This window comes from Roseibium sediminis (genome assembly GCF_008711325.1).
GTDB classification, from domain to species: Bacteria; Pseudomonadota; Alphaproteobacteria; order Rhizobiales; family Stappiaceae; genus Roseibium; species Roseibium sediminis.
In genome coordinates this window covers 47,574-71,300 of the sequence record NZ_VXDB01000006.1, presented here as the reverse complement: position 1 = coordinate 71,300, position 23,727 = coordinate 47,574, and the positions used below count along the sequence as shown (strand labels likewise).

At 57.4% G+C, this 23,727-nt stretch carries 21 protein-coding genes; 9 read left to right on the top strand and 12 right to left on the bottom strand.

Going from position 1 to position 23,727, the window contains the following annotated elements:
• The first annotated feature begins 80 nt into the window (after positions 1 to 80).
• Complete coding sequence (locus tag F0155_RS07540; protein WP_150523890.1) at positions 81 to 566, top strand: tRNA (cytidine(34)-2'-O)-methyltransferase; 486 nt, start codon at positions 81 to 83, stop codon at positions 564 to 566.
• A gap of 44 nt (positions 567 to 610) precedes the next feature.
• Positions 611 to 1,537: an oxygen-dependent coproporphyrinogen oxidase gene (gene hemF / locus F0155_RS07535; RefSeq protein WP_150523889.1), complete on the top strand. Its 927-nt coding sequence runs from the start codon at positions 611 to 613 to the stop codon at positions 1,535 to 1,537.
• A gap of 81 nt (positions 1,538 to 1,618) precedes the next feature.
• Here hemF and F0155_RS07530 read toward each other — a convergent pair whose 3' ends face one another.
• From F0155_RS07530 to F0155_RS07505, 6 genes are all read right to left on the bottom strand, one after another.
• Positions 1,619 to 2,752 carry an HD-GYP domain-containing protein gene (locus F0155_RS07530; RefSeq protein ID WP_150523888.1) on the bottom strand — a complete coding sequence of 378 codons (1,134 nt, stop codon included), beginning with the start codon at positions 2,750 to 2,752 and terminating at the stop codon, positions 1,619 to 1,621.
• Positions 2,753 to 3,216: 464 nt separating this feature from the next.
• Positions 3,217 to 4,338 carry an HD-GYP domain-containing protein gene (locus tag F0155_RS07525; RefSeq protein WP_150523887.1) on the bottom strand — a complete coding sequence of 374 codons (1,122 nt, stop codon included), beginning with the start codon at positions 4,336 to 4,338 and terminating at the stop codon, positions 3,217 to 3,219.
• 116 nt (positions 4,339 to 4,454) lie between these two features.
• Positions 4,455 to 5,690 carry a CCA tRNA nucleotidyltransferase gene (locus F0155_RS07520; protein WP_150523886.1) on the bottom strand — a complete coding sequence of 412 codons (1,236 nt, stop codon included), beginning with the start codon at positions 5,688 to 5,690 and terminating at the stop codon, positions 4,455 to 4,457.
• A 3-nt stretch (positions 5,691 to 5,693) separates the two neighbouring features.
• The gene (locus F0155_RS07515; protein ID WP_150523885.1) at positions 5,694 to 5,954 is read right to left on the bottom strand and encodes a DUF6111 family protein; all 261 of its coding nucleotides are present in this window, start codon (positions 5,952 to 5,954) and stop codon (positions 5,694 to 5,696) included.
• Positions 5,954 to 6,607, bottom strand: coding sequence for a CoA pyrophosphatase (locus tag F0155_RS07510; RefSeq protein WP_150523884.1), 654 nt, complete (start codon positions 6,605 to 6,607; stop codon positions 5,954 to 5,956). The genes F0155_RS07515 and F0155_RS07510 overlap by 1 nt, the downstream gene beginning before the upstream one ends.
• 38 nt (positions 6,608 to 6,645) lie before the next feature.
• Positions 6,646 to 7,245, bottom strand: a complete 600-nt coding sequence (locus F0155_RS07505; RefSeq protein ID WP_150523883.1) for a DUF1285 domain-containing protein — start codon at positions 7,243 to 7,245, stop codon at positions 6,646 to 6,648.
• Between the two features lie 265 nt (positions 7,246 to 7,510).
• Here F0155_RS07505 and F0155_RS07500 point away from each other — a divergent pair, with 265 nt between their 5' ends.
• Genes F0155_RS07500 through F0155_RS07485 form a run of 4 tightly spaced genes read left to right on the top strand, consistent with a single transcriptional unit; the run spans position 7,511 to position 14,375 of the window.
• Complete coding sequence (locus F0155_RS07500; protein WP_150523882.1) at positions 7,511 to 8,530, top strand: AAA family ATPase; 1,020 nt, start codon at positions 7,511 to 7,513, stop codon at positions 8,528 to 8,530.
• Positions 8,531 to 8,555: 25 nt separating this feature from the next.
• Positions 8,556 to 9,479, top strand: coding sequence for a DUF58 domain-containing protein (locus F0155_RS07495; RefSeq protein WP_150523881.1), 924 nt, complete (start codon positions 8,556 to 8,558; stop codon positions 9,477 to 9,479).
• Positions 9,479 to 12,289, top strand: coding sequence for a DUF4159 domain-containing protein (locus F0155_RS07490; protein ID WP_150523880.1), 2,811 nt, complete (start codon positions 9,479 to 9,481; stop codon positions 12,287 to 12,289). The genes F0155_RS07495 and F0155_RS07490 overlap by 1 nt, the downstream gene beginning before the upstream one ends.
• Before the next feature lie 10 nt (positions 12,290 to 12,299).
• Positions 12,300 to 14,375, top strand: a complete 2,076-nt coding sequence (locus tag F0155_RS07485; RefSeq protein WP_150523879.1) for a hypothetical protein — start codon at positions 12,300 to 12,302, stop codon at positions 14,373 to 14,375.
• A 262-nt stretch (positions 14,376 to 14,637) separates the two neighbouring features.
• Here F0155_RS07485 and F0155_RS07480 read toward each other — a convergent pair whose 3' ends face one another.
• Complete coding sequence (locus tag F0155_RS07480; RefSeq protein WP_150524042.1) at positions 14,638 to 15,144, bottom strand: GNAT family N-acetyltransferase; 507 nt, start codon at positions 15,142 to 15,144, stop codon at positions 14,638 to 14,640.
• Between the two features lie 343 nt (positions 15,145 to 15,487).
• Here F0155_RS07480 and F0155_RS07475 point away from each other — a divergent pair, with 343 nt between their 5' ends.
• Positions 15,488 to 16,462 (top strand): glutathione S-transferase family protein, encoded by a 975-nt coding sequence (locus F0155_RS07475; protein WP_150523878.1) that lies wholly within the window; start codon positions 15,488 to 15,490, stop codon positions 16,460 to 16,462.
• Positions 16,463 to 16,498: 36 nt separating this feature from the next.
• Here F0155_RS07475 and F0155_RS07470 read toward each other — a convergent pair whose 3' ends face one another.
• The gene (locus F0155_RS07470; RefSeq protein ID WP_192913772.1) at positions 16,499 to 16,984 is read right to left on the bottom strand and encodes an NUDIX domain-containing protein; all 486 of its coding nucleotides are present in this window, start codon (positions 16,982 to 16,984) and stop codon (positions 16,499 to 16,501) included.
• Positions 16,985 to 17,379: 395 nt separating this feature from the next.
• Here F0155_RS07470 and F0155_RS07465 point away from each other — a divergent pair, with 395 nt between their 5' ends.
• Positions 17,380 to 18,303: a metallophosphoesterase family protein gene (locus F0155_RS07465; protein ID WP_150523877.1), complete on the top strand. Its 924-nt coding sequence runs from the start codon at positions 17,380 to 17,382 to the stop codon at positions 18,301 to 18,303.
• 10 nt (positions 18,304 to 18,313) lie between these two features.
• Here the strand turns inward: F0155_RS07465 and F0155_RS07460 are convergent, their stop codons facing one another.
• Complete coding sequence (locus F0155_RS07460; protein WP_150523876.1) at positions 18,314 to 18,892, bottom strand: hypothetical protein; 579 nt, start codon at positions 18,890 to 18,892, stop codon at positions 18,314 to 18,316.
• 242 nt (positions 18,893 to 19,134) lie between these two features.
• A complete protein-coding gene (locus F0155_RS07455; RefSeq protein ID WP_150523875.1) occupies positions 19,135 to 19,746 on the bottom strand; it encodes a GNAT family N-acetyltransferase in 612 nt (203 codons plus the stop codon).
• Between F0155_RS07455 and F0155_RS07450 the strand changes: the two genes are divergently transcribed.
• Positions 19,745 to 20,110 carry a hypothetical protein gene (locus F0155_RS07450; protein WP_150523874.1) on the top strand — a complete coding sequence of 122 codons (366 nt, stop codon included), beginning with the start codon at positions 19,745 to 19,747 and terminating at the stop codon, positions 20,108 to 20,110. The two genes, F0155_RS07455 and F0155_RS07450, sit on opposite strands and share 2 nt — an antisense overlap.
• Before the next feature lie 30 nt (positions 20,111 to 20,140).
• Here the strand turns inward: F0155_RS07450 and flhA are convergent, their stop codons facing one another.
• Both flhA and flbD read right to left on the bottom strand, forming a co-directional pair.
• Positions 20,141 to 22,309, bottom strand: a complete 2,169-nt coding sequence (gene flhA, locus F0155_RS07445) for a flagellar biosynthesis protein FlhA (RefSeq protein ID WP_150523873.1) — start codon at positions 22,307 to 22,309, stop codon at positions 20,141 to 20,143.
• A 54-nt stretch (positions 22,310 to 22,363) separates the two neighbouring features.
• Positions 22,364 to 23,719, bottom strand: a complete 1,356-nt coding sequence (gene flbD, locus F0155_RS07440; protein ID WP_150523872.1) for a sigma-54-dependent transcriptional regulator FlbD — start codon at positions 23,717 to 23,719, stop codon at positions 22,364 to 22,366.
• Positions 23,720 to 23,727: the final 8 nt, after the last annotated feature.

Genomic DNA, 23,727 nt, shown 5'->3' with positions numbered 1-23,727 from the left:
TCACATCTCGTTGGCGTGGAAGACTGACAGACACGAGATGACGTGGTAGGTGACCAGCGATCATCAATCAGGACACATCCATGCCGCATCTTGCGCTCTATCAGCCGGATATTCCGCAAAACACGGGAACCTTGTTGCGGCTTGCCGCCTGTCTTGGAATTGACCTGCACCTCATTGAACCCGCAGGATTTCCGCTGTCCGACAGCGCCCTGAAACGAGCCGGGATGGACTATCTGGAACGTGCACGTCTCATCCGCCACCTCAATTTTGAAGCCTTCAACGCATGGCGGGAAAGCGAGGACAGGCGCCTTCTGTTACTGACAACCAAGAGTTCCAGCCCCTATGTGGATTTCTCGTATCAAGCAACGGACATTCTGCTGCTGGGTCGCGAATCTTCGGGCGTTCCGGAAACAGTTCACGAAATCGTTGATGCACGACTGACCATTCCGATGGCAGAAGGAATGCGATCAATCAATGTGGCGATATCCGCCGGGATGGTTCTGGGAGAAGCCTTGCGTCAAACGGAAGCGTTTCCAGTCCCTTCGGCAGATGCTAGACAGCCTTGAACAGTTTGGCGTCGACCTGCCAGAAACAAGCAAGAGACCGATAGATGAGCGCACCCTCTCCTGAACAACGCGGCGGACCGATCCCGGAGCGGATCGAGGACAAGAAGAAAACCGCAGCGGCGTGGTTTGAGGATCTTCGCAACCAGATCTGCGCAAGTTTCGAGCGGATTGAAGACGAAATAGGAGAGCTGTCCGGCCCCTTGAGTGACAAGGAACCAGGACGGTTTGTCCGCACACCCTGGGAGAGAACCGACAGCACCGGCGCTAAAGGCGGCGGCGGTGTCATGTCGCTCATGCATGGCCGTATGTTCGAAAAGGTCGGGGTACACATATCGACGGTTCACGGCGAGTTTTCGCCAGAGTTCCGCGGCCAGATCCCCGGTGCCAACGAAGATCCCAGGTTTTGGGCATCGGGCATCAGCCTGATTGCTCACCTGCACAATCCGCATGTGCCAGCGGTTCACATGAACACCCGCATGGTGGTTACGACCCGCCAGTGGTTTGGCGGTGGCGCTGATTTGACCCCGGTACTGGATGCACGGCGCACCCAGACAGACCCGGATACGGTCGCCTTTCACGAAGCCATGGAAGCGGCCTGCACCCCGCATGCAGTCGCCGACTATCCGGCCTACAAAAAATGGTGCGATGAGTATTTCTATCTAAAACACCGCGATGAGCCACGCGGCATTGGCGGCATCTTCTACGACTACCTGAACAGCGGAACATGGGAAGACGACTTCGCCTTCACTCAGGATGTAGGGCGCGCCTTCCTGAAGATTTATCCGGATCTGGTGCGACGGAATTTCGAGAAGACATGGACCGAGGCCGAGCGTGAGGAACAACTCATTCGCCGCGGACGGTACGTGGAATATAATCTGCTCTATGATCGCGGAACAATTTTCGGGCTGAAGACAGGCGGCAATGTCGCCTCAATTCTTTCGTCCATGCCGCCAGTCGTTAAGTGGCCCTGATCAAGACCAAAGCCAAGCATCCAGCCTGGCTTATTTCATTGGCCCGTGAAGGCTGCCCGCAAATCCGTGCCAGCGGACAGCCTAGCCAGCCAGCAATTCCCGTTGCTGACGAGCCGCCGCCTTTTGTCGGGCTTCGCGGCGGTTGATCCGACCCATTTCCAAATCAATCACGAGCTTGCGAAAAGTCTTGACCAAAGACTGGTCCAGTTTTCCGCCCATCTTTTCCAATTCCTGAAACGCAACTTCGGGCGGATAGGCTTTCTTGTAGGCTCGTGTCTCGGTCATGGCCGAAAAGACATCGCAGATGGTGAGCACTCGAACACGCGGACAAAGCTGATCTGCCCTCAGGCCCTTCGGATAACCTGAACCATCCAGATACTCATGATGCTGGACTGCCATGATCTTCAAGGGTTCCGGAATTTCCGGGCGCTTATCCAGTATGTCCTGGCTGTAGACCGGGTGCTTCTTGATCTCGTCAAATTCCTCGCTTGTCAGCCGACCCGGCTTGTCAAGAATGGACAGCGAAATGCGCATCTTGCCGATATCGTGCAAAAGGGCGCCAGCTGCCATCAGGTTTCTTGCCTGAACAGGCCAACCGAGTTCGGCAGAAAACGCAGCCGTAAGACCCGCCACATGGAGCGAATGCCGATACGTCCCACTGTGGTGATGGGCAACGGCGTTGACCCACGGCATGAGTCCGTCTGCAGCCATCGCTTCTGTAAGGGACTCGCTCGCCTGCTTTAAAAGTCGCGTGGGAAGCTTTTCAGTCGAAGCGACGGAATCGGCGACTGCCTCCAGAAGCTTGGCTCCCTCAAGCAAGGCTTTTCGGGTCTGTTGCGGAACGCGACCTCCGGTCTTGCGGGAAAGAATCTGGCGGCCATGCTCTCGAAGCAGGCCTGCAAGTCCTTCAGAGCCGAGCCGGCGGTCGAACAAAAGGATTCCCGGAAAGGAGTTCGCCTGCACGATTTCCCAACGCAGTCCGGGTGTTGCGATAAAATGCACGGGAACGCCGGATAGCATAGCAAGCTGATTTCGCAGATGCTGCAATCCTTCGCGAGAGGCATTGGCGATATCGACGACAACAAGGGTCAACCCGGCGGTCGCGCGAGCAAGAAACTCCCGCATTCCGAAAAGTCTGCAGCTAAAACGCTCCGGCAAACCGGAAAACATTGGATGTCGATAAACATCGCCATCCGCAATCAGCGCAACATTCATGCAACGATCACCCTGAAAGAACCCCTCGCACGTTCAGCTAGAACAATCGAAAAGTGTGACCAATACATTTATTTGAATGAATAAAATTCGACTTGAGAGGGCTTTGGTTCAAAAGACAGCATAATTTTCACCGGAATATTTAGACGACAAAGAAATCACAACGTCATATCGGCAAATATAATCTTCACACCAACCCCAGCGGCAATTAAATACTACAAACAGAAAAACCGGAATTAATAAATACAAAGAAACATTGCAAAAGAATAGATATATAATATCACTCACTCTAGATAGAAATAATAAGAAATATTGTTATTTTTGGCTATGCGAAATCAACTTGGAGAGCCAATCCTGAAAACACCTTCTCAGGATTACTTCATTGATCGAATAACCAAGAGGTATCCGGGTCGCAGGGCCTGCAACTTGGAATCAGAACAATTGTGACATGGCCTGGGAGCGAAAAATTATGCGGACTTCAGCTTTTCCGCTTTCACGAATGCACCTGACCCACCAACATCCTTGTTGGCAACCGCCGTCACGACCTTTGTGAACTTGCGAACAAGGGACTGGTCCAACTTGCCCCCCATATCCATAAGCTCGGTATAGGCAACACGTGGCGAGAGCGCCTCCTTGTAGGAGCGCTTTTCGGTCAGCGCGGCAAAGATGTCGCAGATCGTCATCACCCGGACCATCGGATGAAGTTCATCAGCCTTCAGACCTTCCGGATATCCGCTTCCATCCATGAATTCATGATGATGAAAGGTCATATGCTTGATTTCGTCCGGAACTTCCTGACGCTCATGCAGGATTTCATAGCCGAAGACAGGATGCTTTTTGATCAGGTCGAACTCGGAATTGGTCAGCTTGCCCGGCTTGTCGAGGATTGCCAGGGGGATCTTCGTCTTCCCGATATCATGAACGAGACCGGCAGCTGCCATTGTATACTGATCGGCTCTGTTCCACCCCAGCGACTGGGAAAAGGACGTAACGAGCCCGGCAACATACAACGAATGCCGGTAAGTATGGCTGTGATGACTTTCGACGGCACCAACCCAAGGGCCAATTCCCTTCTCATGCAATGCATCCGTAACGGAGGTCGCCGCCTGCATCATCAATCGTGTCGGAAAATCCGATTCCGGTGTCAACGCAAACGGCATTTCGTTCAGAAAGTCATTTGCCTTGCCGAATGCAACCTGAACATCCCGGTCCAGGTGCTGTAGCCGGGATCTATCGAATTGTGGTGCAGCAAAAAGATCGCGGATCGTACTGATCAAGGAGCGCAGCCCATTTTCCCGATCGAAGATCGCAACTTGCCCGAATGCAGCAGCCTGCGCAGGCGCCCAACGATCTCCCTTGGTGACAATGCAGAGAATTTTCAGGGACTTGTTCTTGCTGGCAGCAGCCTTCAGGTGCTGTATGGCGCGAGGTGTCGCCCGGTCAAAATCGATGAGAACGAGGTCAGCCTTCGACAAATCGGCCGCTGAAGCAGCGGACATTTCGGTTAGTTTGCAAAGAAAGAAGCGAGAGAGATCCTTGAAATAGGCCCTTCTCAGTAGATCACCGTCAGCGACCAACAAAAGCTTCATTGTTCACTTTCCCGTTCACACTCACCCTGTGACGTAAAGTAAGCACGAAAAGATAACAACTTCCCTTAGGGCGCAATCTAAATTACGCGCTATAAGCGCAAATACGTATACATTAATCACAAATGAAGCAGAAGCTCGCTCTTGCTCAGCTTGAAATTGCTCTCCGACCAAAGCCTTTCGAGGCGTGCCAATTCGGCTCCGAGGCCGGGACCGGCAGCAACACCCGCCGCCAATAAATCGCGCCCCAATAACGGAAACTGCGGAACCTGACTTGCCGTGATATCGGACAGCAGGGATTTCAGCATCTCACCCGACAGCACATCGCCCCGTTGACGAGCTGCAAACAGCAACAGGCCATCAATCAAGGCCTTACGGCCGTGACGATAAAGAAGATGCGGCACCTTGATGCCGTCTGCGCAGCCACAGAGATCCTGACAGGCAGATGCGGCAGCGAGCATCTGGTCCCGGTCGGCTTTCGAAAGCTTCAGCTTGTCGGCCAAGGCACCTAGGCGGGCAGACTGTGGTTCAACAAGGACCGCCAGCGACAGTCCATAGGAGATTTTTTCTCCAACTTCTCGGCAAAGTTCGGAAAGAGCACAATATGCCGAGCTCTCAATGTCATCGCCCAGCAAAGCACCGAGAATTCCAGCCTCTCCCATGACCGGCAAGACACCGACCGCTCCAGAAGCGAGGAAAGTTCGTTTTAGTTCCGAGCTCACGCGCTCTGCCGAGAGGGAGTCCAACCCGTCTTTCAGCGAAACCGAGGCTTTCAGTCCCTCGTGATCGAGTTCCCCAGAGCCATAAGTGGCGTGGATCCTGAAAAAACGCAGTATCCTGAGATAGTCCTCACGTATCCTCTTTTCAGGGTCGCCGATAAACCTGACCCGCCCTTCAAGGCAGTCAGTCACGCCCCCAAGGGGGTCGAAAATAACGCCCTTTCGGTCGACATAGATCGCGTTCATGGTGAAGTCACGGCGCCGCGCATCCTCAAGCCAGTCTGTGCCAAAAACCACCCGCGCCTGACGCCCGAAGGTCTCCACATCCTGCCGCAAGGTGGTGACCTCATAAAGCTCACCATTGCTGAGAACAGAGATCGTTCCATGATCAATGCCGGTCGGAATAGCTCTGAGGCCGGCCTTCTCGACCGCGTTCACCACCTTGTCCGGGCGAGCTGTGGTGGCAATATCGACATCGGCGACCTGTTGCCGCAAAAGACTGTTGCGCACAGCCCCTCCGACAGCCCGAGCTTCAGCTCCAGCTGCCTCCAATGCCAGGAAAACCGCCTGGGCTCCATGCGCTTGAAGCCAGGCTTCACCAGACAGGTCAGGAGGAATGTTCGACACGCCGGTCATGGATCACTCGTAGTGACCGGGGATGAAAACACCGTTTTCCATCCGCGATGGACGATATTCAGCGCCTTCCGGCATGTGCTTGAACGACGCCAGCCACACAAGGCTTGCCATCACAAGGCCAATGCCCGACAGGGTCAGCCATCCCATCGGCCCATTCCTCCAGTTTTCGGAGGTCTGGGCCTTCTTGTTCAAGAACAACCAGACTGCGTAACCGGCAAACGGCAGAACAAAGAGGGCAAGGTGGGTCAGGACAACACGAAGCATCAGGCAAACACCGTATCATAAAGGGATCGAATGATTCCGGCGGTCACGCCCCAGATGTGGCGCTTGCCGTAGGGCATGGCGTAAAAATACCGGCGTTGACCGTTCCAGACGAGGCTTTGGGTCTGATGATTGGCCGGGTCCATCAGAAACGGCAAGGGTACCTCGAAAATATCGTCTACCTCATCAGGATTGGCACGGAGCAAGGGACGTTCGGCAAGCTCTGCCACCACGGGGATGATGCGATACCCGGACCCGGTCAGGTAAGGGGAAAGGCGACCAACCAGCTGAACGTCGGAAGATAACAGGCCGATTTCCTCTTCCGCCTCGCGCAGGGCTGCCCGTTCTGCTGTTCCATCGTTATGATCAATCTTTCCGCCGGGAAAGGCGATCTGGCCTGCGTGGGACGACAGGTGCGGGGTCCGCTGCGTCAACACCACATGGGGACCGTCGCTGTCCCGAATGATCGGGATGAGAACAGCGGCATCCTTGGGAGCGCCTTTTGCGCGGGCATACGGCCCCATTCCCGGATTGAGGATATGATCTCCCGTGTCCCGCCCTTCCAACGCAGACCCAAGCGCGGTCAACCGGCTGCGAATGGACCGGATCGCTTCATCTGCGAGCGTCTCGCCTGAATGGGAAAAGATGGATGTCATGGATGACCGGATCAGCCTTGTTCGGATTTCGCTATAGGTTACCCATTAGATAAGGCATCTTCCGGCAAATCAAAGAACTCTCCACCGCTCCACACACCAAACCGACTTTCATCATCGGGGTGAGCTTCGAAACACTCCGCGAGCTGATAGAGCAAGGGACGGGCAAAGAGTGCGTCGAGACGCCCGCGCACCCGCACGTAGGGCTTCAGACCTTCGTTGTTCGGATCGATCTCGAACCGGAGCGGGCAGGCCTCTCCAACCTCGACAATGTCTCCCACATTCGTGCGCAGAATGATCTGCCGTTTCACGTTTTCACCCTGAACATCCATTTCGACGGCGACAAACGGAGCGTCCTCCACCGAAATTCCGATCCTTTCCACAGGTGTAACGAGATAGTGTCGACCGTCCTCATCCTTCCGCAAAACAGACGCAAACAGTCGGACCAGAGCCTCACGGCCAATGGAGCTGCCGTTGTAACTCCACCCCCCATCGGAGGCGATCTTGATGTCCAGATCGCCACAATAGGGCGGGTTCCATTTCTCTACCGGAGGCAAGGATTTGCGAGGAGAACCAGCACGTTCCATGAGGGCAGCAAGCCCCTTCGGCATCTGCATTGCGTTCAGGATCTCTCCCGTCATGACCTCTCCCGCCCGAGCGCTCGATTGGTGATCTTCCGTTCCGGTGTGGGCCGGATAATACCCCATGTCAATCATGGCAAAGGCAGGTTTTCACGCCGACGAAGACGAAATTGCCCCTGTCTCGCAATAATTTGCGACTTATCTAGTGAATCAGATGATGCCAAACTCGACATATCCATGGGAGAGTCGACCCGGAAGACGATCCCCTTGATCGAGCAGGCAGCAGAGGATTCTTTCCGGTCAGGCCCCACGAAAGAGGTGACACATGAGCGCAGTGACCCCATCCCCGGCGGGAACAATCGACGAAGCGGCAATCGCCGAGAAAGCGGAGAAGGCCGTCGCCCGTGTCACCCAGGCCAAGGCCGACATCGCGAAAATCATCTTTGGTCAGGAAACCGTCGTCGAACAGACCCTCGTGACCATCCTCGCTGGTGGCCACGGGCTGCTGGTCGGTGTTCCGGGCCTTGCAAAGACCAAACTGGTCGAGACCCTCGGCGTCGTACTCGGCCTTGATGCAAGGCGCATCCAGTTCACACCCGACCTCATGCCGTCCGATATCCTCGGTGCCGAGGTGATGGAACAAGCGCAGGACGGAAGCCGCGCCTTCCGTTTCATTCAAGGGCCGATTTTCTCCCAGCTTCTGATGGCTGACGAAATCAACCGCGCCAGCCCGCGCACGCAATCGGCGCTGTTGCAGGCGATGCAGGAATATCATGTGACGGTAGCCGGCCAACCGCACAAGCTGCCGCGTCCTTTCCACGTTCTGGCAACCCAGAACCCGCTGGAGCAGGAAGGCACCTATCCCCTTCCCGAAGCCCAGCTCGATCGTTTCCTTATGCAGATCGATGTCCACTATCCGGACATGGAGGCCGAACGGCGCATCCTGCTTGAAACGACAGGCGCACATCAGGCAGAGCCAAAAGTTGCCATGGAAGCGGCGGAACTCGCCGAATACCAGCAGCTTGTTCGCCAGATGCCGGTCGGGGAGTCCGTGGTCAACGCAATCCTCGAGCTCGTCCGTGCAGCTCGCCCCGTTGAAGGAGCTGACCGTGATGATGTCACCAAGCTGATTGCGTGGGGCCCCGGTCCGCGCGCCAGCCAGGCCCTGATGCTGACTGTAAGGGCACGGGCGCTGGTTGACGGACGTCTCGCTCCATCGGTCGATGATGTTCTCGCGCTTGCAGAACCCATCCTGCAGCACCGCATGGCGCTGACATTTGCCGCACGTGCAGATGGCCACACGGTCAGAAACGTCATTGCGCGCGTCAAGGCACGTATCGGCTAAGGCATCGGGCGAAAGGCATGGCATCATGGCACAGGTCCAGAAGGATATAGGCGATCAGGCAAACTGGCCAAACATCATTGGCGAGGCGCGCTCGGTTGCCGAGGCCCTGCCGGACCTCCTGATTGATGCAAGCCATGTCGCCAATTCCGTGATCGCCGGTTGGCATGGAAGACGCCGGGCGGGTCCCGGCGAAAGCTTCTGGCAGTTCCGGCCATTCAACATGGGCGAGCCAGCCAAACGGATCGACTGGCGCAGGTCAGCCCGCGATGATCATCTTTACGTGCGCGAACGCGAGTGGGAAGCGGCCCATACGGTCTGGCTGTGGGCTGACCTTTCCAGCTCCATGGCCTTCCAGTCTCGCCTCTCCCCTGTTTCCAAACGCGACCGGGCAATCGTTCTCATGCTCGCCCTTGCAGACATGCTGGCCGATTCCGGCGAACGGATCGGCCTGACCGGCGTGACGCGTCCCTTCTCGGACCGAAAGGCCGCCGAGCGTCTTGCCGGAGCGTTGGCTCATCTTGGCAAGCCTACGGCCCTGCCAGACACAAACGGTGTGCAGCGGTTCTCCGATGTTGTTCTGTTCGCCGACCTTCTGGATCCGGTCGAGCAAATTGCCGACTGGGTGCATCACGTTGCGGGGACAGGTGCCCGCGGTCATCTGGTTCAAGTGCTGGACCCTATCGAAGAGACCTTTCCCTTTGATGGGCGGGTCGAATTTCTTGATCCCGAAAGCGGACTGAAACTGACCACAGGCCGCGCCGAAAAGTGGCGAGAAGCTTATCAGCAGAAACTGGAAGCGCACCGGGCAGCGCTGCGCGACATGACCCGCCGGGCGGGTTGGACGTATACGGTTCATCACACGGACCGATCTGCGGCAGAGCCGCTGCTTGTGCTTCACAGCGCTCTGTCCGGGTCCGGAGAAGCGCTTGCCACAGGGGGGGACTATTGATGTTTTCCGGCCTTCCTCTTGCCTTTGCCTCTCCCTGGGTCTTGTCCGGGTTGCTATTGCTCCCCGTCATCTGGTGGTTGCTGCGCCTGACGCCTCCGCGCCCTCGGGAAGTCTCCTTCCCGCCAACCCGCCTGCTGCTGGATATCGAGCAGCACGAAGAAACCCCTCAAAAAAGCCCCTGGTGGTTGACCCTGTTGCGCCTTCTTCTGGCCGCCTTCCTGATCCTTGCCGTCTCGGGCCCGATCTGGCGCCCCTTGGAGTCGGTTGAAACCGGGGATGGCGTTCTCTGGCTGCTGATGGACAATGGCTGGCAGTCAACCAAGCACTGGGAAGATCAGGTTCGCACCGCTGAACAGATGCTGGAAGTGGCTCAGAGCGAAGGTCGTCCTGTGCTTTTTGCGACAACAGCGGATGGCCCGTCACAGGACCTTGCACCGGGGTCCGCCGATGCAGCCCTTGAGCGGCTGCGCGCCATCGCCCCCCGCCCCTATTCTCCAAGCAGGTCAGAACTGGTCCTTGGCCTTCGCAAGGCCGCAAACGAAGCTGCTCCAGGCGCAGTCATCTGGTTGTCTGACGGATCGCAGGACAAACAAAATGCACCGTTTGCAGCCGACCTTGCCTCAATTGCAGACCCCGCCCCGATCACCGTCTATTCCGGCCTGACGCCCTACAAGGCACTGAAATCGCCTGAGAACACGGCCGACGCCCTGTCCATCAAAGTTATTCGCCATCCAAACGACACCGTCACCACCGCGACAGTAAACGCGCTCGACCTCAAGGGCCTTGCCCTTGGCGAGGCGTCCGTAACCTTTGGTGAAGGAGAAACCGAGGCAATAGCCGAGTTCGCACTTCCCAGCGAGCTGCGCAATGACATTGCACGTCTGGAAGTGGCGGGCACGTCCAGCGCAGCCTCCGTCCAACTGATTGACGACAGCTGGCGCCGGCGCGTGGTCGGGATCATCTCCGGCCAGTCAGGCGATCTCGCTCAGCCGCTGCTGTCGCCGCTTTATTATCTGGAGCGGGCCCTCACGCCATTCTCCGATTTGCGCAAGCCGAAATCAGCCGACCTTGCAGAGTCTGTTCCTGAACTTCTGGAAACTGGAATCTCCGTTCTCGTGCTCGCCGACATTGGCCGCTTGCCGGATATATCCGTCGAGACAATTGAAGAATGGGTTCGGGACGGCGGGACACTGGTCCGCTTTGCCGGGCCAAGAACGGCAGGCGGCACCGACAGGCTTATTCCGGTGACCCTTCGTCAGGGAGATCGCTCGCTGGGTGGCAGCCTCTCGTGGAAGCAGCCGCAGCGTCTGACGGAGTTTTCCGATACTTCCCCCTTTGCGGGCATTCCGATGCCCAAGGATGTCACCGTGACGCGTCAGGTTCTGGCCGAGCCGACCTCCGAACTTCCCGACAAGACCTGGGCGATGCTCGAAGACGGAACACCGCTGGTCACGGCAGCCTCTTTTGGTCGCGGGACAATCGTCCTCTTTCACGTCACCGCCGACACGGCATGGTCGAACCTTCCGCTTTCAGGAACGTTTCTCGACATGCTGCGCCGGATGCTCTCGATTTCCAATGCAGTGGTTGTTTCCAAGACGCAGGATGCAACCGCGCAAGGCACGCTGCCGCCACATCGCCTGCTGGACGGCTTTGGCGACTTCACCTCGCCTCCTGCCGACGTTGTCCCGATTGCCACCCGGGATTTTCAGGACGTGACTGCTGGGCGCAAGACACCTCCCGGCCTCTATGGAACCGAGGACGGCTTTCGCGCGCTCAATCTGATGCGGCCGGACGACACGGTGGACGCCCTCAACACAGAGGCTCTGGGCGACGCAGTGTCCGTTCTGAACTACCCAACGGCCAACCCGGTTGATTTGCGCGCAGTTCTCTTCTCGCTGGCTTTCCTGTTCCTGATGCTGGATGTGATTGCCGTTCTGGCGATGGGCGGCGCAGCCAGCCGCTTGAAAATGCGCCGCGCAGGGTTGGCGGGATCACTCCTGCTCGCCGGACTGCTCCTTGCAGACCCGAACTCGGCAAGCGCCCAACAGACGCTGCAGGATGACTATCGCGCCCTGCAATCCACGCTCGAAACACGCCTTGCCTATGTCCAGACCGGGATTGCGGATATCGACCGCACCAGCATGGCCGGGCTGACCGGACTGACCCAGTTCCTGATGGAGCGCACAGCCCTTGAGCCCGGCGAACCGGTCGGCGTCGACATTTCAAAGGACGAACTGGCCTTCTACTCCCTGCTGTATTGGCCAATCGACCCGTCGCTGGAAAAGCCGGACAGCCGCACCATGGCCCGCATCGACACGTTCATGCGCAACGGCGGCTCGATCCTGTTCGACACACGTGATCACATCACTGCGGGAACACGAGGGTTTGCCACCACACCAGCAACCCAGAAGCTGCGCGAGATTCTCGAAGACCTCGACATTCCGCCGCTGGAACCGGTTCCGCCCGACCATGTTCTGACCAAGGCCTTCTTCCTGCTCGACAGTTTTCCCGGTCGCTATGCCACCAGCCCCTTGTGGGTAGAGGTGACCGAAGGCAGTTCAGATACCTCAAGCCGTCCGGTTCGGGCTGGAGACGGCGTGTCCCCGGTGCTGATTACCGGCAACGATCTTGCTGCCGCATGGGCCATCGAGCCATCGGGAACCTTCATGTTTCCCGTTGTGCCAAATGATCCTGTGCAACGCGATTACGCGTTCCGCGCCGGAGTGAACATCGTGATGTACAGCTTCACCGGCAACTACAAGGCAGATCAGGTGCATGTGCCTGCACTGCTGGAACGGCTAGGCCAATGAGGAGACTTCCATGATCTGGTCCATCTCCTTTGATCCACTCATTCCCACCGGTTGGCTTGCGGCTGCCGGAGCCCTTGCGGTTCTTGCCATTCTGTTGCTGGCCTTCCTGAACCTGCGCGGCTGGGTCCTGCGGGCCCTGACGCTTGTCCTTGTGGTTCTGGGCCTCGCAAACCCGGCCATCGAACACGAAGACAGGGAAGCGCTCACCAGTGTCGTGGCAGTGGTTGTCGACCAGAGCCAGAGCCAGAAGCTGGCCGACCGACAACAGGTGACCGAAGCGGTTGCCGACCAGCTGAAGAGCAGTCTGGCGGCCCTGCGCGGCTTCGAGGTGCGCACGATTGACGCCCGCAACACCGGAAACGGCGACGGAACGCAGCTTTTTCAGGCGCTGGCCAACGGCCTGTCCGACGTCCCGCCAGACCGGGTTGGCGGCGCGGTTCTCATCACGGATGGTCAGGTCCACGACATCCCGGAAAAAGCGGCCAGTCTCGGCTTCAACGCGCCCCTCCACGGTCTGGTGACAGGAACTGCGGACGAACGGGACCGGCGTCTGGTGCTGCACAAAGCTCCCCGGTTTGGGCTGGTTGGGTCCGAGCAGACTGTCAGTGTCCGCATTCAGGACAGTGGCCGGGGAACAGGCGGGCCGGTCCGTGCGCGCCTTTCCATCAAGCGCGACGGCGTCTTGATCAGTGAGCGGTCCGTGACCTCCGGGGCGACCCTCGACATTCCCGTCGAGATCACCCATGGCGGCAACAATATCTTCGAATTCGACGCCGAACCGCTTGAGGGTGAGCTGACCGAGCTGAACAACAAGCTTGTGGTCACCATTGATGGTATTCGCGAAAACCTTCGCGTGCTTCTCGTGTCAGGCTCTCCCCATGCCGGCGAACGCACCTGGCGCAACCTTCTCAAGTCGGATGCGTCCGTCGATCTGGTGCATTTCACGATCTTGCGCCCGCCTGAAAAGCAGGACGGCACACCGATCAACGAATTGTCCCTGATCGCCTTCCCGACCCGAGAGCTGTTTTCGGTCAAGATCGATGAATTCGACCTCATCATCTTTGATCGTTATGTCCGGCGCGGTGTGCTGCCGATGCTCTATTTCGACAATATCGCCCGCTATGTGCGCAACGGCGGGGCCGTGCTGCTGGCCAGTGGTCCGGACTATGCAGAAGGCGGCAGTCTCTATCGAACGCCTCTTGCGCCCATCCTGCCCGCTCGTCCCACCGGCGCCGTTCTGGAAGAACCCTTCCACGCGACCCTCGCAAACCTTGGTGAACGGCACCCGGTAACGCGGGGCCTGCCCGGCGCCAACCAGTCGCCGCCAGCCTGGAGCCGTTGGTTCCGTGCAGTTGGAACGGAAATCGACGCGGGCAATGTGCTGATGTCGGGACCGCAAGACACACCGCTTCTCGTTCTCAACCGTGTCGATGAAGGCCGCGTTGCGCTGCTTCTGTCTGACCATGTCTGGCTGTGGGCACGGGGCTTTGAAGGCGGCGGACCGCATGTCCCCTTGCTGCGCCGCCTTGGTCACTGGCTGATGAAAGAACCAGACCTTGAGGAAGAAGCACTGCGGGTGTCCATGCGCGGGCCGGAGCTGATTGTTGAACGCCAGACACTGGCCGAAAAGATTGCCGAGGTCATTGTTACGTCCCCGACCGGACAGACAAGCACGCTTGCGATGAACCAGGCGGAACCCGGTCTGTGGCGCGGCGGAATGCCGGTTGCCGAAACCGGTCTCTTCTCCGTTTCCGATGGCACCATGACTGGACTTGTCCATGCCGGGCCGCAAAATCCCAAAGAGTACACTGACGTACTCTCCACCACGGACCTGCTCTCCAGCCTGTCTGAAACGACAGGAGGCGCAGCAAGGCGGGTCGCCGATGCAGGCGGCGAGCTCGACGTTCCAAGGGTCGTGGCGCTGCAAAACGCGGCCAATTACTCGGGCAACGGCTGGATCGGTTTCAAGACAAGCAACGCGACCGTTCTCAACGGCGTCGATCGCTATCCGCTCTTCCTTGGCCTGTTCGGTCTTGCCCTGCTGCTTGGCGCCATGACAGCAACCTGGTACCGGGAAGGGCGTTAACACCAACCTCGAAAGACAAAACCCTATCTGACCGTGTTTGGGGACTGTTCGGCAAGGAGCAGGTTGCAGGGCGATATGGTTTATCGTTCAAAACCTGCAACGCAGCAGAACTGTGCCCAAACGCGGCCTTCGGTGGCTCGCTCCGGCTCGCCGGACAGCGTTGCGCTGCTTGAACGGCCAGTCAGGCCGTCCTGCGCAGCGCGCCTTGCCGGACAAACCGGACCAGAGCCATCAGATGGGTTCTTATCTTTTGAGGTTGGCGTTAAAACGCTTCCCCATAGGGTTTGCCAACCATGCCTGTCGGCTGGTCGCCCCCATCCAGCATAGCCACGAGAACCCGGGCCGGATCCACCGGACCGGGCAATTCGATTGCCCCGAATGGCACGCGCTGAAATCCGAAATTCTCATAATAGGCCGCATCGCCAACCAGCAGCACAACCTTGTCGCCAGCCTTTTTGGCCGCCTCAAGCGCAGTCCACATCAGCGCCTTGCCCAGACCCCTGTTCTTGAATTCCGGAGCGACCGTCAGCGGCCCAAGAAGAAGCGCCGGTGTTTCACCGATGAGAATGTCGGTGAGACGAACGGACCCGGCAACCATCGAGCCCGACAATCCGACAAAGCTCAGGTCCGCGCGATGCGGTACGCCTTCACGAATGCGAAACGCTGTACGGGCAAACCGTCCCGGGCCAAACGCAGTTTCCTGCAATGCTTCGACTTCGGTGTTGTCGTTGATGTCTTCAAGGCGGATGAACCAGTTTACCGGCTTCATGGGATCTTCCAGGCATGCATGTGTCATAACGCGCCTGCCAGGTTCCCTATGGTCTAGTTCAATCGGGAAAAAGTCGGTCAGCCGCGACGGATCGGACGAGCGTTAACTCGTCGGATGGTTCGTCGTCGCAATGTCGGACCGTTGATCATGAGTTCTCTCTAAACCCTTGGCATCGCTGCCGTATGATTAAGCCGATTATCATGCACCTCCTGTTCGGTCCAGCCAAAAATTCCCTCTCGCAAAAAAACTTCATTGTTCACGCAGGATGAACAGAGCTTCCAGTCCGTTGCATCGCAGAACTTGATATACACATCAGGGACATCAGAGATGAAAGGATCGACACATGGGACTGCTCGTCAATGGCGTCTGGAAGGACGATTGGTACGACACAAAATCGACCGGCGGAAAATTCGTCCGCAAGGACGCTGCGTTTCGCAACTGGATCACGGCTGACGGGAGCGCGGGACCAAGCGGCAGCGCTGGTTTTACCGCTGAAAGGGACCGCTATCATCTTTATGTCTCCTATGCCTGCCCATGGGCACACCGCACGCTGATCTATCGCAAGCTCAAGCAGCTTGAAGACATCATTCCCGTCACGGCGGTTGCACCCCTCATGTTGGAAAACGGATGGGAATTTGCTGAGGCAGAGCCTGTTAACGGCGCGCAATATGCGTGGCAGCTCTATGCCAAGGCTGACCCTGAATACACCGGGCGGGTAACGGTCCCGATCCTTTGGGACAAGAAAACCCAGACCATCGTGTCCAATGAATCCTCCGAGATCATCCGGATGTTCAACAGCGCGTTCAATCATCTGACAGGCAATACGCTTGATCTCAGCCCGGAGCATCTGAAGCCGGAAATCGACAGCGTCAATGCAACTGTCTACGGAGCAGTGAACAACGGGGTCTACAAGGCCGGTTTTGCCACCACGCAAGCTGCCTATGAAGAAGCCGTTACCGAATTGTTCGAGACACTGGACTGGCTGGAAAGCCGCTTGGCAGGACAGCGTTATCTCGTCGCAAACCAGCTGACCGAAGCTGACTGGCGCCTGTTCACCACTCTGGTGCGCTTCGATCCGGTCTATGTGGGCCACTTCAAGTGCAACATCCGGCGGATCGAGGACTATCCGAACCTGTCAAACTATGTCCGCGACCTCTATCAGGTACCAGGAGTTGCCGAGACAGTCGACATGCCGACGATCAAGCTGCACTACTATGGTTCGCACGGCTCGATAAACCCGACGGGTGTTGTCCCGATTGGTCCTGTTCTGGATCTCGACAAGCCACACGACCGGGACCGGTTGGCCAAGGCCGCCTGACCGGGGCAAGATCAACCCATGATTTCGCGTCCGGTGCTACCAATGAGCGCCGGACGGGAAAACTCCCTTGCGCAATTCGTCCAAACGTCGCCGGGTCGCATCTGTTGCGTCATCAGGCAAATTTGCTGGATCAAAGAACCGCGCCTCTTCAATCTCCCGATTGGCGACAAGAAAGCCTTCGGCCGGTTCCCAATGCTCCAGCTCGAACAGCGCGACATGGTCCCGGCCAAGTCCCCCCTTGTTGAGATAAAGGCCGAGCAGGCGCGGTCGTCCAAGAGCACGAATTCCGACCTCCTCAAAAACTTCCCTTTCGGCAGATTGAGCCGCGGTTTCGCCGGTTTCGATTCCCCCTCCGGGTAAATACCAACCCTTGAGATAGCTGTGGCGAACAAGGAGAACCCGTTGGTTCTCGTCATGTACAATGATGCGGACACCCATGGTCAGCGGATTGCGCAAGAGTCCTGCGGTTTCGATCATGCCTTTGATCATTTGTTTCGGAAACCGGGACAACCAAGCAAGCATCGCAAATCCTTGGTAACAACTTGTTAAATACTACGACTTTTCTAAGCCATGCAAGAAATGCAGGCCTGTTACACCAAAAATGTCTCTACTCTTTTTTGCATCGCAGCATTACATAAGCACCGTGAACTTAACCAAGCCTCAAGTGGCTCAAATCCGTGAGCATTCAAATGCTGAAGTCCTTTTTCGCAAGCCGCCGTCGTCGTAACCGCTCCTATAACTGGAAGCCGGCTCTTGATCTGACGAACCCGCGCGTTGCTGCGGCTCTCTCCACTTTCCCGACCAACTGATCGGCGAAAGACCCTGCCCGTTATCGCGGCCACTCGTCAACACATGAGTGACCGCGACGAGGCATTAAGGCTTGACGGAAACGGGTTTCGACCCAAGATGCGCCCGTCATGTTTAAACTAGCGCATCTCTCAGATCCTCATCTCGGTCCCTTGCCAGATCCCAAGCTTCTGCAGCTTTTTTCAAAGCGCATATTGGGATACCTGAACTGGCGGCAGCACCGGTCCAAGAACATGGGCGGCAATCACCTCGAACGGCTGGTTGCTGACATGAAGGACCAGACCCCGGATCATGTTGCGATCACCGGGGATCTGGTCAATATCGCTCTCCCCCTCGAAATCATCGGCGCGCGTGCCTGGCTGGAAAGTGTTGGCGAAGCTGACTTCGTCACGGCCATCCCCGGCAATCATGATGCCTATGTGCCCGGCGCGCTCAAGAAGGCGCGCGAGGCCTGGCAGCCCTATATGTCGGGCGATGACAAATCCGGATTGCCGGGTGAGCCCGCCTTTCCCTTTGTTCGTCGCCGCGGCGATGTTACGCTGATCGGCGTATCAACCGCCAGAGCCACCGGCCCCTGGTTTGCCACAGGCCGAGTCGGCGCCAAGCAGACCCGCCAATTGCGTGAAACGCTGGAGAACCTGCGGGATGAAGGGTTGTTTAGGGTGGTTCTGATCCACCATCCGCCCTTCCCCGGTGCAACGAACTGGCACAAGAGGCTCTCCGATGCATCACGGCTCCGCGCGACACTCAAGCGCTGTGGCGCGGAACTGGTCCTCCACGGGCACACTCATATCGACAGTTTTGAGGAAATTCCCGGCCCCATTGGTCCTGTGCCGATCATAGGGGTTCCGTCTGCGACGAGCGCCCCGGGAGGCCGGAAACCGGCGGCGCGCTATAACATGTTTGAGATAGAGAAGTCTTCAAACGGCTGGTCTGTTCAAATGACAGAGCGCGGTTTCAGTGGGACCGGCGACCAGATAAACGAAATCCGGACAAGAGACTTGTCCGGATTCTATTCAAACAGCAGTTCCTGAAACAGGCGGCTCAAACCGGATTGGCGAACCATGCAAAGGCTATCAGCCCGATCATGCCGACCGCCGCGCCGAACAGGAAGCCGGAGACGATGCCCGGCCAGTTCGATGATTGCGACACCTTTACAACGGTCTGATCGCGAGCAGCTTGTTTCAGGCGATTGTTGAACCAGTCGCCTTCGATCGCTTTTTCCCGCTCCAGAATTCGCTCGGCGATATATTCGGTGATGCAGTCGGCCATGTCGTCCAGAACCGAAGTCTCCAGAACAACCACCCGGCCAAGACGTGTATCTTTCAAAAAACGATAGGTCTGTCGGTCGCCGCCGACAACCACGTGGCTCGTCATGTCCACCCAGAACCGGGGCGTCGAACCGGAAACCACCTGCAAGGTGAACTGGTCGTCGTCTTCCGGAATTTCCTTGAAGACATCCTTCAGTTCGTCGGCAAGCATTTCCAGTCTTGCCCGCTCGGTGTCCTGCAGCTCGACCACAACATCCGATCTTTCAACTTCGCCAAGCTGAACTTTACGGATGGCGTCCCTCAAGGATCTTACGCGGGTATGAGGAACGACATTGTCTTGCGCTTCAGCCATCTGTTGCCTGACTCCGTTAAAGGCTCAACTTAATCTAGTTTAACCAATTCTAAATGCCCGGAGAATTATTGGTCCGGAGCATATCGCCGTCATCCACTGCCAATCTCCGGCACATGGTTAATATCCGTTTACACTTTATCAAGAAACGGTGTTACGGAACACTTCAACAGGGTATTTGGAGAATTTGGCCCGCCAGACCGACAACCGCCCGGCTTTCCGCAACGTCTTGGCGGGCGATTCGATCAGGCAAGCTTGGGCAAGTGCGGACCAAGATGATCTTCCAGCACACCGAGCAAGCGGGGATCGTCAGCCACTTCAATTGCCCTCTTATAGGGCTTGAAGCCAACGGCCCTGTAAAACCCAAGTGCCTGCGGACTGTCACCCGTGCAGGTATGCACCCAAAAACGTTGTGTTTCAGGCCGTGACCAAACCATGTCGATCCCGGCTTTCATCAACCAGCCACCCATTCCGCCACCGATCGCATCCGGAACAAGGCCGAAATACGCAAGTTCGGGATTTGCCGGATCCGAATAGTCGATTTCGAGCAGGCCAAGTTGCTTACCCTCCCGCACAGCTACAAAAATCTCACGCGTGGACTGCCGGAGAATTTCAGCAAGATCAGCGCGATCCATGACAAGGCGACCGAACCACAGCCACTCATCGCCGATGGATCTGAACAGGCGACGGTAGTCTTCGGGATCGGGGCTTTGCCATCGCTCAAGCGTCACCCCGTCAGGTGTGCGCCGATCGGCAAGATCTGGCCTGGAAAGCATCTCGAGATAAGTGACCACAACCGCAATCTTGGTGTCCGGCACGTCGGTATAACCGTTCAGGTCCAGCGATATCGATGACATGGCAACTCCTTTGATTGAGGTCGTCGATATCAGCGCCTCTCCAATTGCACAAGGCCACGGGTTGCATGGGGATGTCGCTGAAACCGTTAAGGCGACATTAACCATAATCAGGCAGCCTCATGACATGGCAGTACACGGAAATTACCGTCAGCGCGACGAGCGCCTCACATTCGCAGACTACAACAAGGCGTGGTCAGCGAAACGGCGCAAGGTTATTCAAGAAGGTCAGCAACTCAGGCTGTCCTTCACATCAAACGTGTTTGCAGTGAACAATCGGCTGAACCAGATCCGCCCTTCAACGGATTCGCAAGGCGTCTACGCCTCCACCACCGCTGTGATGTCGCGCATCAACATCGTTGTCTAACAGCGTTTAAACCGGCTGGAAGAGCAGTCCTCAGACAGAACCGATGGTCTTGAGTTTGACGCGAGGATGAACCTCGCTCTGGCTCATTACGGTCGTGTGGGCCCGGAAGCGTTCAACGATGGAGCGCACGAAAGGTCGCGTCTGAGCAGATGTCAGCAGAACCGGCACTTCCCCCAACTGGGCAGCTTCCTCAAAGGCGTCACGAACCTTGACCACAAACTCCTGCAGTTTTGATGGCTGCATAGCAAGTTGACGGTCTTCGCCTTCCCCGACAATGGCTTCAAGGAAGGCCTGTTCCCACTTGGGAGACAGCGAGACAAGCGGCAAATACCCGCCTGGCGCAAGGTTTGCCGCGCAAATCTGGCGACCAAGGCGGCTGCGAACATGTTCGGCGATGGTATCGGTATTGCGTGTCATGCCGACCGCTTCCGATACGCCTTCCAAAATGGTGCCGAGATCGCGCACCGAAATGCGTTCGTTGAGCAGAGCTTGCAGGACGCGCTGCACGCCGGAGACTGTGATTTGCGACGGGATAAGGTCGTCGACAAGCTTGGCCTGCTCGCCCTTCATTTCCTTCAGCAGCTTTTGAACGTCGCCATAGGTCAAAAGCTCGGAGACATTGGCCTTGATCGTCTCGGTCAGGTGGGTGGCAAGAACCGTCCCCGGGTCCACCACGGTGTAACCGCGCAAGGAGGCATCCTCGCGGTAGACCGCTTCCACCCAGGTTGCAGGCAAGCCGAATGTCGGCTCCGTGGTTTGGGTTCCCGGCAGATTGACCTGCCCACCGGTTGGATCCATGACCATGAAGTGATTGGGGAACAGCGTGCCCCGTCCACCTTCGACTTCCTTCACCTTGATCACATAGTCGTTCGCGCCAAGCTGTATATTGTCCAGAATGCGCACCGGCGGCATGATCACGCCAAGGTCGCTGGCGATCTGGCGGCGCAGGGCCTTGATCTGCTCGGTCAGAACATCTCCGCCCGTGTGGTCCTTGCTGTTGATCAGCGGCAACAGGGCATATCCAAGTTCGATGCGCAGCTCATCCATCTTCAGGGCATCGGTAATCGGCGGTTCTGGCGGCGGCTTCGGCGCGGTCTCGATAGCCTTCTTCTGGGCTTGTACGGCTGCAACCTGCTTCTTCTTGGCACTGACCGAATAGGCCAGATAGCCGGCAAGGCCAGCAAGACCCAGGAATGGAACAAGCGGCATACCAGGCAGCATCGCCAGAATGACCATTACCACCGCCGACATTCCGAGCGCTTTCGGATATCCGGTAAACTGGCTTGCCAGCGCCTTGTCGGCTGCGCCCTGAACACCCGCCTTGGAAACGAGCAGACCGGCGGCAGTGGAGACGATCAGGGCCGGGATCTGCGAGACCAGTCCGTCGCCGATGGTCAGGAGCGTGTAGTTGTTTGCCGCTTCACTGAAGGTCAATTCCATCTGCGCAACACCGATGAAGATGCCGCCCAGAATATTGATGAAGGTAATCAGAAGGCCCGCGATCGCATCGCCGCGCACGAATTTGGATGCACCATCCATCGCTCCGAAGAACGAACTTTCGTCTTCAAGATTTTTGCGGCGGGTCCGCGCTTCGGTTTCGTCAATGAGCCCGGCGCTGAGATCGGCGTCGATTGCCATCTGTTTACCGGGCATCGCGTCAAGGGTGAACCGCGCTGCAACTTCAGCAATACGCCCCGAACCCTTGGTGATAACGATGAAGTTCACGATCACCAGAATGGCAAAGACGATAATCCCGATAACGAAGTTGCCGCCCATGACGAGATTGCCGAATGTCTGGATGACATTTCCGGCAGCCGCGGTTCCTTCGTGACCGTTGGCGAGAATGAGTCGGGTGGATGAGATATTGAGGCCAAGCCGCAACATCGTCGCGATCAGCAGAACGGTCGGAAAAGACGAAAACTCCAGCGGCTTTTGAATAAACAGCGCCGTCATCAGGACCAGAACAGAAAAGACGATCGACAACGCCAGAAACATGTCCAGCATCACAGCCGGCATCGGCAGGATGAGAAGCGTCAAAATGACAAGGATGCCGGTCGCAAGACCAACATCCCCACGTCTCATATTGTCCCAGATATCCTGAAGGCTCGGCATGGGAAGACCGCCGGATGCAGCAGGCACGCCACTTCCAGGAGCCGTTTCGGCTACCTTCCGTCCTTCATTTGCCGAGGTGTCCGCCATCCAATGACCTTGCTAGAACTCAAAAACACGTTCCGAATTTCGGGTGAACCGGGACTACACAGCCCTGATTTCGCCGGGACCGGGAACTCGTACCCCTTCATCGGTATATTGATTCAGCTTGTTGCGCAGCGTCCGGATTGAGATACCCAGAATTTTTGCAGCATGTGTCCGGTTGCCGAGGCAATGATCCAGCGTATCAAGGATCAGGTCTTTTTCCACATCAGCGACCGTTCGGCCCACAAAGGACCGGGTAATTGCTTCAGCGGCCTGTGCAGCCCGTTCCGCTGGCCCGCGATCCACCTTGATCGGTGAACCGTCCGGCATGCGGATGGCCTCAACATTGATTTCCGGGCCGTTCGCCAGCAGGACTGCGCGGTGCATGGTGTTTTCCAGCTCGCGCACATTCCCAGGCCAGACATTCGTCTTCAGGGCCTGACGCGCCTCCTGGGAGATTTCCCGAACCGGAACACCGTTTGCCTTGGAATAATGCTCAACGAAAAACCTCGCCAGTTCCATGATGTCTGCCGGGCGTTCGCGCAGCGGCGGAAGCTTGAGGTTCACCACATTCAGGCGGAAAAGCAGGTCTTCGCGGAACGAGCCGTTGCGAACGCTTTCGCCAAGATCGCGGTTGGACGTTGCCAGAATTCGGATATTGACCGGAACGGGGCGGGTCCCACCAACGCGGTCGATGACCCTTTCCTGAATGGCCCGCAACAACTTGGCCTGCAGGCGGACATCCATTTCAGATATTTCATCAAGCAGAAGCGTTCCGCCATCGGCTTCCTCGAACTTGCCGATCCGCCGGGCAACAGCACCGGTGAATGCTCCCTTTTCATGACCAAACAATTCAGATTCCAGAAGGTGTTCGGGTATGGCCGCACAATTGATGGAGATGAAGGGCTTGGACGCCCGGTTCGAGCACTTGTGGACGTGACGCGCAATGACTTCCTTGCCTGTACCGGATTCGCCGGTGATCAATACCGAGGCTTCGGACGGGGCGACCTGCTCTGCCAGCCGAACCACCATCGCCATGGCGTCGTCGCGGTAGATCATGTCCCCGCGTTCCTGAGCGACGGCCGCTAGAACCGCTGCAATCAGTTCCGGATCCGGCGGAAGGGGAATGTACTCCTTCGCCCCAGCCCTGATGGCCGAAACCGCTGCCTTCGCATCAGTATCAACACCACAGGCTACAATCGGCACATGCACACGCTCGGCCTGCAATTTCCCGAGCAATCCTGCGATATCAAGGCTCACATCGATCATCAGCAGATCGGCACCGCGGCCGGAGCGGAGCACCTGCAGGGCACCATCGATGCTGTCGGCGTGGGTTACCTGCGCGCCGCGCTGCATGGCAATCTTGGATGCCGTGCTGAGCTGCCCACCAAGTGTCCCAACGATCAAAAGCCGCATTAAAAGCC

What these genes read in the sequence shown, in the direction of transcription:
- flbD (WP_150523872.1), bottom strand. Translation starts at nt 23,719, where the DNA reads ATGCGGCTTTTGATCGTTGGGACACTTGGTGGGCAGCTCAGCACGGCA.
- F0155_RS07525 (WP_150523887.1), bottom strand. Translation starts at nt 4,338, where the DNA reads ATGAAGCTTTTGTTGGTCGCTGACGGTGATCTACTGAGAAGGGCCTAT.
- F0155_RS07460 (WP_150523876.1), bottom strand. Translation starts at nt 18,892, where the DNA reads ATGGCTGAAGCGCAAGACAATGTCGTTCCTCATACCCGCGTAAGATCC.
- F0155_RS07520 (WP_150523886.1), bottom strand. Translation starts at nt 5,690, where the DNA reads ATGACCGGCGTGTCGAACATTCCTCCTGACCTGTCTGGTGAAGCCTGG.
- F0155_RS07475 (WP_150523878.1), top strand. Translation starts at nt 15,488, where the DNA reads ATGGGACTGCTCGTCAATGGCGTCTGGAAGGACGATTGGTACGACACA.
- F0155_RS07485 (WP_150523879.1), top strand. Translation starts at nt 12,300, where the DNA reads ATGATCTGGTCCATCTCCTTTGATCCACTCATTCCCACCGGTTGGCTT.
- F0155_RS07515 (WP_150523885.1), bottom strand. Translation starts at nt 5,954, where the DNA reads ATGCTTCGTGTTGTCCTGACCCACCTTGCCCTCTTTGTTCTGCCGTTT.
- F0155_RS07540 (WP_150523890.1), top strand. Translation starts at nt 81, where the DNA reads ATGCCGCATCTTGCGCTCTATCAGCCGGATATTCCGCAAAACACGGGA.
- F0155_RS07530 (WP_150523888.1), bottom strand. Translation starts at nt 2,752, where the DNA reads ATGAATGTTGCGCTGATTGCGGATGGCGATGTTTATCGACATCCAATG.
- F0155_RS07505 (WP_150523883.1), bottom strand. Translation starts at nt 7,245, where the DNA reads ATGACGGGAGAGATCCTGAACGCAATGCAGATGCCGAAGGGGCTTGCT.
- F0155_RS07490 (WP_150523880.1), top strand. Translation starts at nt 9,479, where the DNA reads ATGTTTTCCGGCCTTCCTCTTGCCTTTGCCTCTCCCTGGGTCTTGTCC.
- F0155_RS07480 (WP_150524042.1), bottom strand. Translation starts at nt 15,144, where the DNA reads ATGAAGCCGGTAAACTGGTTCATCCGCCTTGAAGACATCAACGACAAC.
- F0155_RS07450 (WP_150523874.1), top strand. Translation starts at nt 19,745, where the DNA reads ATGGCAACTCCTTTGATTGAGGTCGTCGATATCAGCGCCTCTCCAATT.
- F0155_RS07465 (WP_150523877.1), top strand. Translation starts at nt 17,380, where the DNA reads ATGTTTAAACTAGCGCATCTCTCAGATCCTCATCTCGGTCCCTTGCCA.
- F0155_RS07455 (WP_150523875.1), bottom strand. Translation starts at nt 19,746, where the DNA reads ATGTCATCGATATCGCTGGACCTGAACGGTTATACCGACGTGCCGGAC.
- F0155_RS07495 (WP_150523881.1), top strand. Translation starts at nt 8,556, where the DNA reads ATGGCACAGGTCCAGAAGGATATAGGCGATCAGGCAAACTGGCCAAAC.
- F0155_RS07470 (WP_192913772.1), bottom strand. Translation starts at nt 16,984, where the DNA reads ATGCTTGCTTGGTTGTCCCGGTTTCCGAAACAAATGATCAAAGGCATG.
- F0155_RS07510 (WP_150523884.1), bottom strand. Translation starts at nt 6,607, where the DNA reads ATGACATCCATCTTTTCCCATTCAGGCGAGACGCTCGCAGATGAAGCG.
- flhA (WP_150523873.1), bottom strand. Translation starts at nt 22,309, where the DNA reads ATGGCGGACACCTCGGCAAATGAAGGACGGAAGGTAGCCGAAACGGCT.
- hemF (WP_150523889.1), top strand. Translation starts at nt 611, where the DNA reads ATGAGCGCACCCTCTCCTGAACAACGCGGCGGACCGATCCCGGAGCGG.
- F0155_RS07500 (WP_150523882.1), top strand. Translation starts at nt 7,511, where the DNA reads ATGAGCGCAGTGACCCCATCCCCGGCGGGAACAATCGACGAAGCGGCA.